Consider the following 16980-nt stretch of genomic DNA (forward strand, 5'->3'; position numbering starts at 1 on the left):
CCCCACCACAGAGTGAATAAAGATATTCTATCTATGCATAATCTGGACGAGATCGACGCCAAAATCCTGCATTTGCTGCAACAGGATGCTACACTGAAAACACGTGAGTTATCCGAAAAGTTGAACCTTTCCTACACACCCGTTTACGAACGCGTGCGAAGGCTCGAGAAGGAAGGAATTATCAAGAAATATGTCGCATTGGTCGACCGCGAGAAAGTAGGCAAAAAGTTGATGGCCTTTTGCAATATAGCGCTCAAAGAGCACTCGAAAGTAATGGGCGAAAAATTTGTCAAGGCTGTTTCAGCCATGTCGGAGGTAATGGAATGCTTCAATATTTCAGGGGATTATGATTTCCTGCTTAAAGTGGTGGTCGATGACATGTCTCAATATCAGCAATTCCTGATGCAGAAATTAGGGTCGTTGGAAAACATAGGAAGCACACACAGCCTTTTCGTAATGGGGGAAATCAAAAATTCCTCTGTACTTGAAATGCTTCCTGCCAAAAAATAAATACGGTGCCGGAAAATCCAGCACCGTATTCCAACTCACCCCTAACAAAATATTTTCAGTGTCTCCGCGGACGCTTCATCGGCTTTTCAAGCTCTTTCTTGAAGGTTCCATCCGCATTGAACAGTAATAGCTTAACCGAATCATTTATGATAATGCCCACAAAGTATTCCCCCGCCTCGTTGGTGGCTGCAATTTTGATCTCTCCATCAGCATAATTACTTGTCACATAGGAAGTAATCGAGGCAGGCAGTGCGCTGACCTCTACTTTGGTCAGTTTTGCCTTATGCTGATGCTGCTTCAATTCCTCCTTAAAGGTCCCGTCAGCATTGAATAAAAGCCCCTTCGCCGATCCGTCCGCCAGTGTCAGTGCCACCACGATTTTGTCAGACTGGTCTTTGGCCGCATACTTAATTTCCGCACCCGGATAGGTTGTATTAATATAATCCGTAACTGTTGCCGGCAAATCCGCCGTTGCAACCTCTGCGAGCTTCCCTTTACATTTACCGATCGTCACCGAGTCCGTCAACACGCCATACCTAGCTGCCGATTCCACCACACTTTCAAAATCACTCGATTCCTGAGGATCCAACGTTTCGTTATTCTTTTGGCAGGCGGCAAACCAGACACCTGTCAACACAATCAGTAGAAGTGAAATCTTTTTCATGATATACCCACGGGTTTTTGTGAAAGTATCAAACTGTATTCCTGCCTTTACGCCCCCCGGAATGCGCGTGTTGCATGTCCCGACAATTTTTTATCTTTTTTTCTGCATTACCGGCATTTCTGATCCCCAAAAACTTTTCGTAAATTTTTGCAACATAAAAGTGTACGGGGGCGTAATTCAATGTGAGAAATTCTATCCCTGACAACTTGATACCCTGACTTTGCTTTTTAGAAGAAAAATATCTTTTAACGAAAACGACTTTGGGTCGGTCGTGACGGCATGCATTGCCGGAGATAGCCAGGCGCAGAGGCATTTATACAAGCAATTTTTCGGGTATTCCAAAAGCATCTGCCTGCGCTATACATCATCGACGGAAGAGGCGGAGGAAGTTTTAAATGAAGGGTTTTTAAAAGTGTTTAACAACCTGGGGAAATATGACGCCAATCACCCGTTTAAGGCGTGGCTGAGGACGATCATGGTCAATACGGCAATCAGCTATTACCGCAAGCACAAAAAGCACAGCGAAGATGTGATCGCCCTGGAAGACGCCCCTTATCCCAAATTTGATGAAGATGTAATAAGTCAGATTACTGCTGAGGAAATACTGGGACTGGTCCAACAGATCAAGCCGGTTTATAAGAATGTATTTTTATTATACGTGGTAGATGGCTACAATCATCGTGAAATAGCAGACCTGCTGCAAATCAATGAGGCGACAGTTCGTTCGCATTATGTCCGTGCCCGTGCACGGTTGCAGCATTTGATCAAACAATATTACCCACATCTCTTCCCAAGTGATTGGGCTGTTAAGTCATTCAGAGGCAATGAAAACTAATAAATTTGAGAATACTATACGCCGAAAACTAGAGAGTATTGAACCCGACTTTCAAGAGCAGGACTGGGCCCGTATGCAAAATTATATGCAGACGCACACACCGCCCTCCTTCCTGCAACAATACGGTTCCTGGATCGGGTACGCCGCCGCCGCGTCTGTGACTTCGGTGATGGCTTACATGTATGTCAACCAGCTCTCACAAAACGATCATCTGGTGAAGGATGTGAAAAACCTGCAGAGCCAGATCGAAGTAATCAGGAATCAGCCTGCGCCAGCCATCAAAACTGATACGGTCTACGTTTTGCAAAAGACACCGGACAGTGAGCAATTTAGCGCACGCCCGCTGGCGGAATCACAGTTTGGTGATGATAATGCTTCACAGCAGACGGAAGGGATCACTCCTATAGGCCAATCCGGCCTCCATCCAGGCGTTGACCAACCGCGACAAAATGTTGCAACGGAGGCAAATGAGTCTGCCGCCATTGCAGCCGGAAAAAAAATTGCCAGCGACTCTCAGGGATCCTTAACCCCGGAAAGTAAAGAGTTAGCTTCGCAATCTCCTCATAGTAATCAGGCTGGCTTGACTTCCGGCGGGGCAGCGGTACAAAACAATACGCCGCAAAATCCGGCCGCAGGTAGTAACGTCCCCGGCGTTGGTGTAAAAACTTTTGACGGTAATTTCCTCATAGCCGCAATCGACAATCCGGTAGAGATGAATACCGAGCATTCATTAGGCAGGCAAATGAACTACGAACTGGCTAACAGGCTTTCTGGCAGGCAAGTACAAAAAGCGCTGCTTGCTACTGGCATTCAACAATCCAGAACATCCGTTTCCGGCAAAAAGACAGAGCAGGTCGCTCAGGCAGAGAACGTCGTTCCGAAACTGCCCCTGAAAGTTCCTTATCGCTTTGGTGCCGGATACCAAATCGAAGGAAATGGTCAGGGTAAAACCGTGATGGGAGAAGTGATCGTCAATAAAAAGTTCTCGATTGCCGCTGGCATCACCTGGTTAAAAGCGAAACCTGCGGAGTTTTTCAGCGAAAAGATATTCAGAGAAAAAAATCGTCGGGATTTCAAAACAACACATCCCGGAGAAGTTCCGCTCATATTTGAGCTGTACAATATTAAGATCGATCAGACCGTCGTTCAGATGCCGCTCACGCTGGCGTTCCGCAATACACTTAAAAACGACTGGGTTTACTATGCCAGCATGGGAACCAACATCAAGATTTCGTCCAAAGAAACAGTTTCTTACGATTGCAGAGGCCCCAAGAATGAGTTCTTCAACCAGAAATTTTCGAAGAAGGGAGACGTCTCCCCGATCACCTCGATGAACTTCTCACTGGGGATTGAAAAGACATGGTACCCGATCGTGGTACAGGCAGAAGGTTACTGGGTGAATTACTTTAAACCCCTCACCCCGCTTAGCCGCAGCGCCGGCCCTGGCCTGAAGGTGAAGCTTATGTATCAGATTGGCCGCCAAATGTAGGTCCTGCTCATGAACTTTCGCGGACAAGATATTGAAACTTGTCCGCGAAAGTCTATTTTTGGCCTTTATTTACCCCCTATTCAACGCGCTTTTGAAATTCGCAGCCATAGATATCGGATCCAATGGTGCCCGTATGCAAATATCCTCGGTGTTGCATGACGAAGGCATTTCCCGCTTCAAAAAAGTCGAATATGTCCGTTTCCCACTTCGCTTAGGCCATGATGTATTTACACAGGGTCGCATTACCCCGCAAAGTGAGGACAGAATGATGAAACTCATGCTGGCTTATCAGTTGTTGATGGAGCTCCATGAAGTAGACGATTTTATGGCATGCTCTACCTCCGCTATGCGCGAGGCGGCCAACGGGCAGGAAGTGCGTGACCATATCGAACGGCGAACCGGCATTCATATACAGATCATCGACGGGCAAAAAGAGGCTGAGCTGGTAAACAATGTAGTAGTTCAATCGCTCGGTGAAGGCCAATACATCCACATCGATGTGGGCGGTGGCAGTACGGAACTTAACCTTTACCAGGACAGGCAGAAAATCGTAGCCAAATCGTTCAAACTAGGCTCTGTTCGGCTCCTGGAAGGAAAGGAATCCAAGAATGCCTGGCTGAAAATCAAGGAGTGGATTAACCTGAATGTCGATTACACCCAGCCCATCCAGGCAGTAGGAACGGGGGGAAATATCAATAAGCTCTTTGACCTGTCGTCCAAACTCACAGAAAGTTCTACCAGCCTGGAAGAAATCCAGAAAATGCGGGATTACATCGACCAATTCTCTCTCGCAGACCGGATCAATAAGTTACAGCTTAATCCCGACCGCGCAGACGTGATCGTACCTGCAGGCGATATTTATACGTCGGCCATGCGCTGGGCTGGTGCAGAAGTAATACATGTCCCGGATGTTGGACTCAAAGACGGCATGCTGCAATTGCTCTACGACCGGGCATGCCGCAAAAAAAAGGCCTGAACCAGGCCTTTTTGACTTCTTCTACGTTTATAATATTACCAGACCTGTTCCAGGTCTTTCGCAGCATATTTGTGATTTCGTTCCGTGAAAACGGAATCGGTGTCCTCTTTCTTCAGATTCAACGGATTCTTTTTTGTCAACTTCGCAATTACTGCGACTGGAAAAAGTACGACAAAGAATACAAGCGACAATAAAATCCGGCCGTTGATCGCTCCCAGGATTTCGGCGATCTTGTACCAACCTTTGACGATCAGATCGCCAAAGACCGGAATAGCCAGACTTCCCACGCCCACAACCGCAGCCCCGATCAGAAAATAGGGATATTGCGATTTGAAAATAAAATAGAGGACAACAAGCCCGGTAACGATCACCAACTGCGCTTTGACTTTTTCTGATTCACTCATTTGAATAACATAATAATGATTCCGGTAGCATTACCTTGCTGGCAATGCTACCGGAACAGGTTTCAAATATATATAGGATCGATCTGCGTTGACCTGGAATGATCAGAACAAGGTATATATGAAAGGCGCCACAGCCGAACCTCCGCCAATCACGATCAGCACACCGATAAGGAGCAGAACGATGATCACAGGAGCGAGCCACCATTTTTTACGCTCCTTCATAAATGCAAATAAATCTGTCAAAAAATCCATTTTGATCTAGTGTTTAAAAAATCAAATGTAAAACTTAAGTATCGTTTATTAACGCTTATCGTATTAATTCTGAGTTACCGTTTACCCATCACGTCATAGAGCCTATCCGCAATCAGCTGATTCAGCGCGGCGCTGCCATGACCATCGTTCTTGCCTACCACGCGTTCTTTTTCGGGTATTTTGACAACACCGTCATTAATCCCAACCACTGTTACATTATTTGCGCGAAGATACTCCTCCACCGGCTTGGTATACCCCGCACTTTTATCGACCTGGAACAGGAACGGAATGAATACAGCATACATCTGAGCCTTCGTGCTGTCGCGATACGCAAGCATACCCGAAAGATCTTTCAAGTGCGCATGGAGTATTGTTGTGTCGGTATAAGCCGTTTGAACAAACTTTTCAAACGTACTGAAACCCGTATGCGGTAATTGCCAGTAGATGAAGTTGGGGAGATAGAAACGCTTCACAATCGTCGCCATTGGACCTTTGAGATCCGCATACGGTTCGGCACCCGTCAATGTAAGCCCTTTCTCGCGACCTACCTTCTCTATGTCATTGGGAAAATATTCAAGGATAATGATGTCTGGTTTTACCGGAAACTCCTGCAACCGTTTTACTTCGTCACGGGTGTCGGCCCCCGACATTCCCAGGTTATAAATGGTATATTGATCCCTTCCGAGCTTTGCTTCGAGCATGTCTGAGAACCGTTCATTTACATCTTTCAACCCATGACCGGCAGCGAAGGAATCACCGATTACCAGTACATTTTTCTTACCGGGTTCGCTCTTGATTTCTTTGTCGTGATAGCCCAGCGAGTTTACCGGATTCCAGTACTTTTCCCACCAAATCTGCGAGGCTTTTGACAACACACCTTCGTGGCTCTGCGGAACGTACATGAATATGATTTCGAGGAAAATCAACGTCACAATCAGCGGAACGGAGATCGTGACAACATTAGCCAGCAGTCCTTTCGCTTTGCTCTTTACAACGCCATAGTAGAATATGCGGAGAATCTCGATGACCAGCAGAAGCCAGAAAGCGAATTTCGCCAATCTTATATGCCAGCTATCACTTTGCGGATAGCCGGGATAATCGAATTTGATATGAAATTTGTCCGGATAGAACAGAAACACGAACAATATCCCCAGAAATAAAATCCGGATTATGCTGGTAACAATTTTAGACGCCATTACTTTGGATGATCAATGGGGATTAATCCAGAACGAATTCTTCCTTCCAGTTATCTTTTTCCAGCCACTCCGGCTGCTGTTTCTTATCAAAAATAAAGTTCCCTACGACCAGGTAGTCCATTTCAGTCCGCATGAAGCAACGGTAGGCGTCGTTAGGAGTACAAACGATTGGCTCTCCCCGTACATTGAAACTGGTATTGACGACTACGGCGTACCCTGTCAATGCTTTGAAAGAATCGATCAGTTCGTAATAACGCGGGTTAGTTTCTTTATGCACGGTCTGGATACGTGCAGAATAGTCGATATGGGTAATGGAAGGCAGGTCCGAACGTTCGAAATAAAGCTTTTCACGCAGGTCCAGCGAACTATAATCGGCAGGCACCGGCTTTCTCCGGTTTTGTGCAACCGGATGCACCAGCAGCATATAGGGTGAAATACCGTCGTAGTCGAAATAATCGGAGCAATTTTCCGCCAATACCGACGGGGCAAAAGGCCGGAAAGACTCACGGTATTTGATTTTCAGATTGAGCTTTTTCTGCATTTCGGCATTTCTTGGATCGCCCAGAATACTCCTGCCACCCAGCGCACGTGGGCCAAATTCCATCCTTCCCTGTACCCAGCCTACTACATTTCCTTCTGATAACAACTGTGCAGCCTCCTGTGTAAGGTCTTTGAAATTTTCGAAGTGCGTATAAACTGCTTTGTATTTTTTGGCAGTCAACGCAACGTCCAGATCCGAGAAAGTGGGTCCCAGGTAGGATCCGCGCATCGCGTCCGCCTTCCAGGTAATGTTTCTCTCTTGTCCGAAAAAGATATGGTATGCGGCTTGAGCGGCACCCAATGCACCGCCGGCATCACCTGCTGCGGGCTGAATGAAAATATCTTTGAATATATTGGCTTTCTGCAATTTCCCGTTCGAAACGCAATTCAATGCAACCCCACCTGCCATGCATAGGTAATCGGCACCGGTAAGGCGTTTAGCTTCTTTCGCCATTCTCACCACCGCCTCTTCCGTAATATTTTGGATTGCAAGTCCCAGGTTACAATGAACAGCTTCCAGGGCATCCTCCGGTCTTCTGGTTTTAAAGCCGAACAGAGCCTCCCATTTATGCTCGTTCACCATTTTCAGGCCCGTTGCATAATCGAAATAATCCTGATCAAGCCACACCGATCCATCTTCCTTCAGATCGATGAGATCTTTCAGAATAATCTCCTCGTAACGCTTGATGTCGGGCGAAGTGGGGTCTCCGTACGGCGCGAGACCCATGAGTTTGTATTCTCCCGAATTCACCCTGAAGCCCAGGAAGTAGGTGAATGCCGAATAAAGGAGTCCCAGCGAATGCGGGAAACGAAGTTCTTTTAAAATACTGATATCTTTTCCTTCACCCAGGCAGATCGAAGCCGTGGCCCATTCACCCACACCATCGATGGTCAGAATTGCGGATTTCTCAAAAGGAGAAGGATAGAATGCACTCGCTGCGTGTGACAGGTGGTGCTCCGGGAAGAGCATTTTCACCTTTTTCTTCTTTTTATCGTAACCCAGCTTTTCGAGTTCCTCGTTAATCAATCTTTTGAGAAACATCTTTTCCTTGATCCAGACCGGCATGGCCGTCAGGAAGGATCTTACACCCCTTGGGGCAAAAGCGTAGTAGGTTTCAAGCAATCTTTCAAACTTAAGGAGCGGTTTGTCATAGAAAACAATCGCGTCGAGCTCGTTTAGAGAAAGTCCGCCGTATTCCAGACAAAATTTCACTGCATTAGAGGGAAAACCGGGATCGTGTTTTTTGCGGGTGAAGCGCTCTTCCTGGGCTGCCGCAACTATTTCTCCGTTGTCGATGAGAGCCGCGGCCGAATCATGATAGAAAGCCGAGATACCTAAAATTTTCATTAAAGCGTATTTATATAAATATGTATAGCTTTTCGACCTACACTGTTCAAAAGGCGTGCAAGTTAAGCATTTTGGGCAACCCTGCAATCGAACCCCGCTACCGAGCACCTTAGATTTGTTATCAAACGGCTCGAAATCAGTCAAATGTCAGCCAGGAATAATGAAATGTTAACACAGGGCCTAAATTCAACTACCCTAAATAACTAATTCTGAATCACTTCCAGGAAACGTGAGCCTTATTCCAGTAATTTATGCCGTACGATAAATTCGGTAATCTCATGTGCAAGGCGTTGTGCCCCAGGCCCGCTCAAATGGCAGACATCGCAAAACAGTTCCGGGTCTCTCGGCATCCGACGCTCCATGTCAAGAAATAACGTGTTGTGCTTGTTAACCAGCCCCTTTAAAACCTGGTTATGTATGGCTATACCTTTTTTGACATTCTCCGGCCTGCCCCACATCACGACAGGCGTAGCAACAAATCTGTTGCATCCCGCAAAATGCTGCATATCCTTTTCCTCACCGGTCAGCAAAACGTTTTCGGGAAAAAAGGATGCATAGCTCACCAGCAAAAGCTTGTCACCCCGCTTTTTGGCAATGGTTATAATCTCCTCCAAATTTCGGCGATAGGGTTCTTCTGTCTTGATATCCGAACCATATTGCGCGAACTGCGGGTCGACCTCCCCATGGCTAATGTAGACGCGATGTTCCAGGCGGTCTTTAACGTTACCCATCACCTTGTCGAGCACATAAGGTATTACTGTAATGTTAATCTCCGGATGAGATTGCAGAAGGTAGATATCGTGATACCAGCGCATGTGTGAATAATCCTGGCGAAAGTCTTGCGCCGGAACATTGTTAGCCCTGTTTTCGTTGATCGCTTCATAGTAAAGTACGAGGTCAAAGCGCTTCTCTCCTAGCAAACTGTATTTCAACGCATTGTCCCTGGAAGTATGACCAGCATCCGCCACATTATAAAAAGCGTACCGTGCTCTTTTTCCATAATGCTTTTGCAAAATCGTGTCCAGCCTGCTTTCCATATGTGTCCAAGCCGTACTTACCACTGAACCGCCCAGGATAAGCACATTTTTAACTTCACCTCCCCGTCGAATCTCATTGGAACTGACTTCCTTCATGTTAGCGTAAAACCCGGAATAAAGGTAGTCGGATGGCCGAAAGAATGGATAACCGAAGAACAGCAATCCCAGGCGAAGCAGAATCTCTGACACGATATAAAGGAAAAGAACAAAGATACCTGAGAAGATAAAAGAGCGTGATTTCATGAAGCAGGATGCCGATACAGATGGAACAGTCCCTTCAATATCACCTTCTGCTCATTTTTTTTGTTTTCTGATGAATAACCGGCTGATAAAATTACCCTTCGGGCACTGCTTATATGATCCTTGTAGGTTTGTGATTTTCGTCAAGCGCCACGAAAGTAAAAATCCCCGTCACCGCCTTCTCCCGGCTCTCTTCATACATCTTCTCTACAAAAATATCTACCCTGACCTTCATACTGGTATTACCAACGGTTTCAACGCGCCCCACGAGCTCAATAATGGTCCCGGCTGGGATTGGATGCGTAAAATCAATGCGGTCGGATGAAACGGTTACGCAGCGTAATCTCGAAAAGCGCGTTGCGGCAATAAATGCTACCTCGTCCATCATCGATAATGCGGTTCCCCCGAAGAGGGTGTCGTAGTGGTTGGTGTTATTGGGAAATACGGTTTTAAAAACGCGGGTTTCCGAAGCGGTAATTTTTTCTGCTACTGTCAAAACCTTAGAAAATAGTGATGAGAACTGGAATAATAATAAGTTGGGTGTGGCCATCTGCGACCACACCCAATTGCTATCCGGCAACTTCCACCGATTCGCGCAGCAAGTTAGCCGCAGAAATCATATTCCGCAAAGCGGCCTCCGTTTCCGGCCATTTCCGGGTTTTAAGCCCGCAGTCGGGATTTACCCACAAATTGCGGGCAGGGATGACCTTTAATGCCTTTTCCAGGAGCAGAACCATTTCCTCCACGGTGGGTACTCTCGGGGAATGGATGTCGTATACGCCCGGTCCTATTTCATTGGGATAGTTGAATGCAGCGAACGCGTCGAGGAGCTCCATTTGCGAACGCGAGGTTTCGATCGTGATCACGTCGGCGTCCAGGGCAGCGATAGAATCGATAATGTCATTAAACTCCGCGTAGCACATGTGCGTGTGGATCTGCGTCTGGTCCGCGACACCTGCCGCGCTCAGGCGGAAGGCGTCCACGGCCCATCGCAGATAGGTATTCCATGCGTGCTTACGCAAGGGAAGTCCCTCACGAATTGCCGGCTCGTCGATCTGGATCACACGGATACCAGCTTTCTCGAGGTCTACTACTTCGTCGCGGATAGCCAATGCGATCTGGAAAGCTGTATCTTTCTTTGGCTGATCATCCCGCACAAACGACCATTGAAGAATAGTGACGGGACCTGTCAGCATTCCTTTCACCAGTTTTTCGGAATTAGCTTGCGCAAACGACGACCATTTCACCGTCATCGCTTCAGGCCGCTCTACGTCACCATATATCACCGGCGGCTTTACGCAACGGCTGCCATAGCTCTGTACCCAACCATTCTGAGTAAAAACAAATCCCGACAAACGCTCTCCGAAGTACTCGACCATGTCGTTGCGTTCAAATTCGCCGTGCACCAGCACATCTATACCCAGCCGTTCCTGCCAGCGCAGAGAGTCTACTATCTCCTCCCGGATGCGTGCCTCGTATTCGTCTATTGACAAGGCGCCTTTTTTCAACTGCGCGCGGAGTTGCCGCACCTCGTCCGTTTGCGGAAATGAGCCGATCGTAGTCGAGGGGAATAGCGGTAATTTTAATTTTTCAAGCTGAATACTCTGGCGTACCGCAAAACCATTCGACCGCTCAAAGTCTTTTTCATGAATAGCTGCAACGCGCTGCTTTACTTGCGGTTTATGGATCAATGCAGAGGTACGGCGACTGTCAATAGCTTGCTGATTAACCACAAATGCCCGATCCAATTGCCATTCCGTTCCGGAAAGCCTCGCCAGAGTTGCCACTTCATTCAATTTTTGTTTCGCAAATGCCATCCAGTTTTTAATCTCGGGTGTCAGCACCTGCTCGTTTTTTTCGAGATCCAGATCGAACGGGCTATGCAACAAAGAGCAGGATGGTGCGATCATCACCCGGCTTTCTCCGAGCACATTCACAGCCTTTCTGATCAGCTCCAGTGATGGCCCGAAATCATTTTTCCAGATATTACGCCCATCCACTACTCCCAGAGACAGTTTTTTGGAAGAACCGATGAACGACGCGTTGTTCAGCATCACATCCAGGCTTTCCAGCCCCCTGGTGATATCGATATGCAATGCATCCACGGGTAAGCTCACAGTCACGTCCGCATTGTCCTCCAATGCCCCGAAATAGGTCGTAACCAATATTTGTAGGGAGGGTAATTCTTCACGGATCTGCTGGTAAGCACGCTCAAATGCAAGCCTATGCTTCTCCGACAGATCGAGTACTAATGCCGGCTCGTCCAGTTGCACCCATTTGGCCCCACGCGCGGCCAATTCTTTTAAAACAGATAGATAAACCGGTAAAAGGTTGTCCAGCAAATCGATTTTCTCAAACCCCTCTTCTTTTTCCTTCCCTAACAACAAATAAGTGACCGGGCCCAGAAAAACCGGCTTTGTGAGAATTCCTTTATGCAATGCATCCTCGAATTCGATAAGTGCTTTGTCGGAGTACCGCCTGAATTTTTGATCTTTCACAAACTCCGGTACCAGGTAATGGTAATTGGTATCAAACCATTTGGTCATTTCCATTGCCTTGATATCCAGGCCGTTCTTCTGGTATCCCCTCGCCATGGCAAAATACAGTTCAAGTTCTTTGTTCGATTTGCCGTCGAGCAGCTGGTGATAACGCCGGGGAATCGCTCCTACCATGAGGGACATATCCAAAACGTGGTCGTAAAGGGAGAAATCGTTCGATGGGATCAGCTCAATACCCGCACGCTGCTGGGTATCCCAGTTCTGGTGACGGATCTGCTGGGCTACCTTTTGCAACGCATCCCGATCGATAGTTCCGGCCCAGAATTGCTCATTGGCCTTTTTGAGTTCACGATGGCTCCCCACACGCGGATAGCCGAGGTTGTGTGACAACATAATTTTTGTGTTTAAAGAGTTTGAAAAAACCCTGTGAAAACACCCACCCATCCCGGCGACATCGCTGCCCCGGTACATCATACGCTCCCGTTCACCGCCCTGGCCGCAGAAAATGTGCAGACATGCCTCCCTGAATATATCCAGGAGCGCGGCTTCGGGGTTAAATATGTGGTAAATCAATACTTGGCCATTCCCCGATCGTGAGAGAATAGTCATTGAGGATGACGGCAAGTCTCCTGGCTTATATCATTTTTACCGCCCTTCTCGCTGTTTCGGCTTTCCTGAAAGCCTGACTGCAATGGGTCACGAGGGTAAAAAACCGCATCCATGTGATGCAGATACTTACAGTAGCACGACTGCCCGTGATTTGCACACGGTTCCTTTTTTCTTTTGCTGTATTTTGGCTGAGGGATCCAAAAGCAAAACCATCATCCCGATTGACGGGTGTTCACAAAGAACAGCTCAAATTTAAAAGGAATGGAGATTGGCCCGGAAATGGGCTATTGAATTAAGTGACGCGAAGAGAAATTAATGTTTTGGCAGGATAAAATATCTGTTTTTGAATCGAAACAGCCCCCTCAAAAGTGATTTTGATATCCCGATTTCGTGACCAGCTATGAAACCGGGGCAGCTGCGTCCCCGTCGAGGATAAATTCCGCATTCAAATGGTTTTGCAATACCGTAGCAGGAAAATCTCTGGAAACGGGGAATGCCATTGCCCGTTGAATGATTGCCGCTTTGGGCCTCCCGGAAGCGAGCAGGATCGCGGCTTTGGCTTCCAGAATATGTTTGATGCCCACCGTCAATCCCTTCGTAAGTTCAGTTGGCTGATGAAAATACTTTTGTCCTACTTCTTTGGTAATGGTTTCCAACTCCGAAATATGGGCATAAGTATCCCAGGAGGTACCCGGTTCATTCAACGCAAGATGTCCGTTCATCCCCACACCCAGCACGATCAGATCGAGACCACCCAGACTGGCCAGAGCCTTATTAACACGATCGCATTCATCCTGCGGGTTCAACGCCCTTCCATTAAAAAATATGATTTGACTGTCGCGAAGGCCAATCGGTTTCAAAAAATCCCTGTCCAGCAGGTCCCGGCAACTCCCGTCGTCGCCTGCTCCCATTCCTATCCACTCGTCGAGTCCGATAAATGTGCATTGTGAAAAATCAACCCGGCCGTTATGGTGTGCCGCCACCAGCGCTTGGAACATCCCTTTGGGCGTACTTCCCGATGGGAAACATACGACCGCGCGAGGCTTGTTGATCAACAAAGCGATTACACGTTCCGCAGCCGCAAAGCTCATCGTAGTATAATCCGGGTAGATACTGATTTTAGGAGTCATAATAAAGGCGGTATTCGGGATCAGGTCTCACCAATCTAAACATTCTTTTCCCGTCCTTAAACATTTGTCCTTAAAAAACACCAAAAACTGCAAGTCCGCCCCTAACTTTACCGCTTAGTACGCATTGTTCAATTACATTATCATTCTACTTAAAAATGGAATACCGTATAGAAAAAGACACCATGGGCGAAGTGCAGGTTCCTGCCCATGTATACTGGGGTGCCCAGACGCAACGCTCGATCCAGAACTTCCCTATCGCCCAGGATATCAACAAGATGCCTAAAGAAATTATCAAGGCATTTGCATACCTGAAAAAAGCCGCAGCCATCACCAACTATGAGGCCGGTACGCTCCCGAAAGAGAAAAGCGACCTGATCGGGCAGGTATGCGACGAAATCCTGGCTGGCCAGCTCGACGACCAATTTCCGCTCGTGGTATGGCAAACCGGCTCGGGAACACAGTCCAACATGAACTGCAATGAAGTAATCGCCTATCGTGGACATGTATTGCAAGGCGGGGACCTGGCCGACAAAGCCAAATTCCTCCACCCGAACGATGACGTTAACAAGTCGCAGTCATCCAACGACACCTATCCGACCGCTATGCACATTGCAGCTTATAAAATCCTGGTGGATATAACGATCCCCGGCATTACGAAGCTGCGCGACACATTGAAGGCCAAAGCGCAAGCGTTCAAGAATGTGGTTAAAATCGGCCGTACACACTTTATGGACGCCACGCCGCTGACTCTGGGACAGGAATTTTCGGGCTATGCTTCCCAGCTGGATCACGGCTTGAAAGCGATCCAAAATACCCTCGCGCACCTTTCGGAGCTCGCATTGGGCGGAACCGCAGTGGGAACAGGCATTAACACACCTCCCGGATACTCTGAAAACGTGGCGAGGCACATCGCCACACTCACGGCGCTGCCATTTATCACAGCCGAAAACAAATTCGAAGCGCTCGCGGCACACGATGCGATCGTAGAAGCCCATGGCGCATTGAAAACCGTAGCTGTAAGTCTGATGAAGATCGGAAACGACATCCGTATGCTCTCATCGGGGCCACGCTCGGGAATCGGCGAAATCCACATTCCGGATAATGAGCCAGGTAGCTCCATCATGCCGGGAAAGGTAAATCCAACCCAATGCGAAGCGATGACCATGGTCGCAGCGCAGGTAATGGGTAACGATGTAGCGATCAGCATAGGAGGCTCCAACGGCCATTTCGAATTAAATGTGTTCAAACCACTGATGGCCTATAACTTCCTGCATTCGGCACGTCTGATCGGCGATGTCTGCGTTTCATTCAATGACAATTGTGCAGTAGGCATCGAACCGCTGCACGACAATATTAAGAAGCATGTGAATAATTCGCTGATGCTTGTAACTGCATTGAATACTAAAATCGGTTATTACAAAGCGGCAGAAATAGCGCAAACTGCACACAAAAACGGCTCTACCCTGAAAGAAACGGCCGTGGCACTCGGTTATCTGACGCCAGACGAGTTTGATGCGTGGGTAAAACCGGAAGATATGGTTGGAGAGATTAATTAATTGACACCCAATCCTTATAACTTGGCAAATGCTCCGCGGTGACGCGGGGCATTTACTTTTAAACATCGGCCGCCATGAACATCAAAAATGAACTGCTGGCAGATCCTTTTCAATCCAAACGTAAAGCGACCGAGGTGGCCAATTACGCCTGCACCTCGCCGGAGGCATTCAGGCAACTGATGCACTGCTTTCTGTCCGACGAGACCCGCCTCGCGCAGCGCGCTGCGTATAGCGTAAGTATTGCGGCCCATTCTCACTCTGAACTGATCGAGCCATATATCGGTGTGCTGATCAGCCAACTTAAGCGCACAGACATCCATGACGCCGTGATCCGGAACAGCGCACGCATTTTACAGGATTCGAATATCCCCGACGAATTCCACGGCGAGTTGATGGATGCCAGCTTTGAATTAATACAAAATCGCCAGGTTCCGATTGCGATCCGCGCATTCTGCCTGACTATTCTTTATAACCTGTCCGGTGTGTATCCCGAGATCAAAAAGGAATTGCGGGTGATCATCGAAGAATTAATAGATTACGAAAAACCTGCATTCCGGTCGAGAGGTAAGAAAATTCTGATGTTGATTTAAGTAACCAGCGCTTCATCAATTCCCTTGGAGGAAAACTTCTTCCTTTACGAAAACAACCGGATGTACCTTCTGGCAAAAGCGGCATTTTCGTGGTCTGGTGAAGGGAAAATCCAGTTAATTCGTCTTACCTTGCTTCTTTAAACAAAACCTATCGATGATCATATACTGCCATTCCTTACTCGATGAAACGCTCAATGCGAAACTGAGCGAAGCCTTATCGCCCCGGCATCAGATCTTTTTCCGCACGGAGACAGCCAGTAATGAAGAGCTAAAATCCTGGTTTGCAAGCGCCAACTATATTCTCGGCAACCCACCGGTGGCATGGTTCGACCAAACTCCCCCGCAATTGCAGTTCTGGCAACTCGACTCCGCCGGATTTGATCAATATTCGACCGTGCCACTACCTGGCCCTATTCGTGCGGCCAACATGGGCGATTGGTTCGCACGCCCTTGCGCGGAGTCCATCGTAGGAGGCATACTGGCATTGTATCGTGGCCTGGATCGCCTCACCCTTCTCAAGCAAAAAACGGAGTGGATCGGAACACCGCTCAGAGCGGAATTAAAAATCCTCTATAAACAGAATGTGATCGTGCTGGGAGCAGGAACCATCGGGCAATCGGTGAATGCAATCCTGAAAGGACTGGGTTGCATTACGCACCTTATGGCACGCACTTCACAGGAGGCTGACCTCCGCAGTATAGAAGACCTTTTCAATGAACTACCGCACGCCGACCTTGTGATCAACACTTTACCGGGCACAGCACATCACTTTGTAAATGCAGAATTCCTTTCAGCGATGAAGGATCAGAGTGTATACGCAAGTGTAGGCCGCGGCAGTACCACGGATGAAGAAGCGTTGATCGCAGCATTACGATCAGGAAAACTGGACGGAGCGGTATTAGATGTTACCGAAATAGAGCCGTTGCCTGCCGATAGTCCGTTGTGGGGAATGGATAATGTGATCCTGACTCAACATACCGGCGGCGGACACAAAAATGAGCACATGGGTAAAGTAGATTTATTTCTCAACAACATTTTTGCAATGGAAAACGGCGGCGCCATCGCCAATGAAGTGAACCTTGTAAAAGGATATTAATAACCGAAAC

Annotated in this window: 17 protein-coding genes and 1 riboswitch; of the genes, 8 read left to right on the plus strand and 9 right to left on the minus strand. The window is 47.7% G+C overall.

Annotation, left to right across the window (positions count from 1 at the left end; genetic code table 11):
* Positions 1-33 precede the first annotated feature (33 nt).
* On the plus strand, positions 34-510 hold the full coding sequence (locus tag BP71_RS17435; protein WP_295931123.1) for an Lrp/AsnC family transcriptional regulator: 477 nt from the start codon (positions 34-36) through the stop codon (positions 508-510).
* 55 nt (positions 511-565) lie between these two features.
* On the opposite strand, the gene BP71_RS17440 is transcribed toward BP71_RS17435, so the two are convergent.
* Entirely contained in the window at positions 566-1174 is a 609-nt protein-coding gene (locus BP71_RS17440) for a hypothetical protein (protein WP_496381448.1), read from the minus strand.
* Between the two features lie 220 nt (positions 1175-1394).
* Here BP71_RS17440 and BP71_RS17445 point away from each other — a divergent pair, with 220 nt between their 5' ends.
* The 3 genes from BP71_RS17445 to BP71_RS17455 all read left to right on the plus strand — a co-directional run bounded on the left by BP71_RS17445 (position 1395) and on the right by BP71_RS17455 (position 4474).
* The gene (locus BP71_RS17445; protein ID WP_496381450.1) at positions 1395-2009 is read left to right on the plus strand and encodes an RNA polymerase sigma factor; all 615 of its coding nucleotides are present in this window, start codon (positions 1395-1397) and stop codon (positions 2007-2009) included.
* Positions 1999-3498, plus strand: a complete 1500-nt coding sequence (locus BP71_RS17450) for a hypothetical protein (protein WP_496381452.1) — start codon at positions 1999-2001, stop codon at positions 3496-3498. Before BP71_RS17445 ends, BP71_RS17450 begins: the two co-directional genes overlap by 11 nt.
* Positions 3499-3589: 91 nt before the next feature.
* Complete coding sequence (locus tag BP71_RS17455; RefSeq protein ID WP_496381454.1) at positions 3590-4474, plus strand: Ppx/GppA phosphatase family protein; 885 nt, start codon at positions 3590-3592, stop codon at positions 4472-4474.
* A gap of 35 nt (positions 4475-4509) precedes the next feature.
* Here BP71_RS17455 and BP71_RS17460 read toward each other — a convergent pair whose 3' ends face one another.
* From BP71_RS17460 to metE, 7 genes are all read right to left on the minus strand, one after another.
* On the minus strand, positions 4510-4878 hold the full coding sequence (locus tag BP71_RS17460) for an SxtJ family membrane protein (RefSeq protein WP_496381455.1): 369 nt from the start codon (positions 4876-4878) through the stop codon (positions 4510-4512).
* Between the two features lie 102 nt (positions 4879-4980).
* Positions 4981-5130 (minus strand): DUF5989 family protein, encoded by a 150-nt coding sequence (locus BP71_RS17465; protein WP_015812275.1) that lies wholly within the window; start codon positions 5128-5130, stop codon positions 4981-4983.
* Positions 5131-5204: 74 nt separating this feature from the next.
* Complete coding sequence (locus tag BP71_RS17470) at positions 5205-6326, minus strand: SGNH/GDSL hydrolase family protein (RefSeq protein WP_496381456.1); 1122 nt, start codon at positions 6324-6326, stop codon at positions 5205-5207.
* A gap of 22 nt (positions 6327-6348) precedes the next feature.
* Positions 6349-8214: a carbamoyltransferase family protein gene (locus BP71_RS17475; protein WP_496381458.1), complete on the minus strand. Its 1866-nt coding sequence runs from the start codon at positions 8212-8214 to the stop codon at positions 6349-6351.
* A 236-nt stretch (positions 8215-8450) separates the two neighbouring features.
* On the minus strand, positions 8451-9494 hold the full coding sequence (locus BP71_RS17480) for a hypothetical protein (protein ID WP_496381460.1): 1044 nt from the start codon (positions 9492-9494) through the stop codon (positions 8451-8453).
* 109 nt (positions 9495-9603) lie between these two features.
* Positions 9604-9987, minus strand: coding sequence for an acyl-CoA thioesterase (locus tag BP71_RS17485; protein ID WP_496381462.1), 384 nt, complete (start codon positions 9985-9987; stop codon positions 9604-9606).
* Between the two features lie 73 nt (positions 9988-10060).
* Positions 10061-12382 (minus strand): 5-methyltetrahydropteroyltriglutamate--homocysteine S-methyltransferase, encoded by a 2322-nt coding sequence (metE, locus tag BP71_RS17490; RefSeq protein WP_496381464.1) that lies wholly within the window; start codon positions 12380-12382, stop codon positions 10061-10063.
* A 33-nt stretch (positions 12383-12415) separates the two neighbouring features.
* Between metE and BP71_RS17495 the strand changes: the two genes are divergently transcribed.
* Positions 12416-12586, plus strand: a complete 171-nt coding sequence (locus BP71_RS17495; protein ID WP_496381466.1) for a hypothetical protein — start codon at positions 12416-12418, stop codon at positions 12584-12586.
* 5 nt (positions 12587-12591) lie between these two features.
* Positions 12592-12827: riboswitch (cobalamin riboswitch) on the minus strand.
* A gap of 169 nt (positions 12828-12996) precedes the next feature.
* Here the strand turns inward: BP71_RS17495 and BP71_RS17500 are convergent.
* Complete coding sequence (locus BP71_RS17500) at positions 12997-13728, minus strand: 6-phosphogluconolactonase (RefSeq protein WP_496381468.1); 732 nt, start codon at positions 13726-13728, stop codon at positions 12997-12999.
* Positions 13729-13883: 155 nt separating this feature from the next.
* Here BP71_RS17500 and fumC point away from each other — a divergent pair, with 155 nt between their 5' ends.
* The 3 genes from fumC to BP71_RS17515 all read left to right on the plus strand — a co-directional run bounded on the left by fumC (position 13884) and on the right by BP71_RS17515 (position 16970).
* On the plus strand, positions 13884-15284 hold the full coding sequence (gene fumC / locus BP71_RS17505) for a class II fumarate hydratase (protein ID WP_496381470.1): 1401 nt from the start codon (positions 13884-13886) through the stop codon (positions 15282-15284).
* Positions 15285-15358: 74 nt separating this feature from the next.
* Complete coding sequence (locus BP71_RS17510) at positions 15359-15874, plus strand: HEAT-like fold family protein (RefSeq protein ID WP_496381472.1); 516 nt, start codon at positions 15359-15361, stop codon at positions 15872-15874.
* A 154-nt stretch (positions 15875-16028) separates the two neighbouring features.
* Positions 16029-16970: a D-2-hydroxyacid dehydrogenase gene (locus tag BP71_RS17515; RefSeq protein WP_496381474.1), complete on the plus strand. Its 942-nt coding sequence runs from the start codon at positions 16029-16031 to the stop codon at positions 16968-16970.
* The last annotated feature ends 10 nt before the right edge of the window (positions 16971-16980 follow it).

This window comes from Dyadobacter ginsengisoli DSM 21015 (genome assembly GCF_059568735.1).

Bases quoted from the DNA above. Each gene is read 5' to 3' on its own strand.
- BP71_RS17435 (WP_295931123.1), top strand. From the start codon at position 34: ATGCATAATCTGGACGAGATCGACGCCAAAATCCTGCATTTGCTGCAA.
- BP71_RS17440 (WP_496381448.1), bottom strand. From the start codon at position 1,174: ATGAAAAAGATTTCACTTCTACTGATTGTGTTGACAGGTGTCTGGTTT.
- BP71_RS17450 (WP_496381452.1), top strand. From the start codon at position 1,999: ATGAAAACTAATAAATTTGAGAATACTATACGCCGAAAACTAGAGAGT.
- BP71_RS17460 (WP_496381455.1), bottom strand. From the start codon at position 4,878: ATGAGTGAATCAGAAAAAGTCAAAGCGCAGTTGGTGATCGTTACCGGG.
- BP71_RS17465 (WP_015812275.1), bottom strand. From the start codon at position 5,130: ATGGATTTTTTGACAGATTTATTTGCATTTATGAAGGAGCGTAAAAAA.
- BP71_RS17470 (WP_496381456.1), bottom strand. From the start codon at position 6,326: ATGGCGTCTAAAATTGTTACCAGCATAATCCGGATTTTATTTCTGGGG.
- BP71_RS17475 (WP_496381458.1), bottom strand. From the start codon at position 8,214: ATGAAAATTTTAGGTATCTCGGCTTTCTATCATGATTCGGCCGCGGCT.
- BP71_RS17480 (WP_496381460.1), bottom strand. From the start codon at position 9,494: ATGAAATCACGCTCTTTTATCTTCTCAGGTATCTTTGTTCTTTTCCTT.
- metE (WP_496381464.1), bottom strand. From the start codon at position 12,382: ATGTTGTCACACAACCTCGGCTATCCGCGTGTGGGGAGCCATCGTGAA.
- BP71_RS17500 (WP_496381468.1), bottom strand. From the start codon at position 13,728: ATGACTCCTAAAATCAGTATCTACCCGGATTATACTACGATGAGCTTT.
- fumC (WP_496381470.1), top strand. From the start codon at position 13,884: ATGGAATACCGTATAGAAAAAGACACCATGGGCGAAGTGCAGGTTCCT.
- BP71_RS17510 (WP_496381472.1), top strand. From the start codon at position 15,359: ATGAACATCAAAAATGAACTGCTGGCAGATCCTTTTCAATCCAAACGT.
- BP71_RS17515 (WP_496381474.1), top strand. From the start codon at position 16,029: ATGATCATATACTGCCATTCCTTACTCGATGAAACGCTCAATGCGAAA.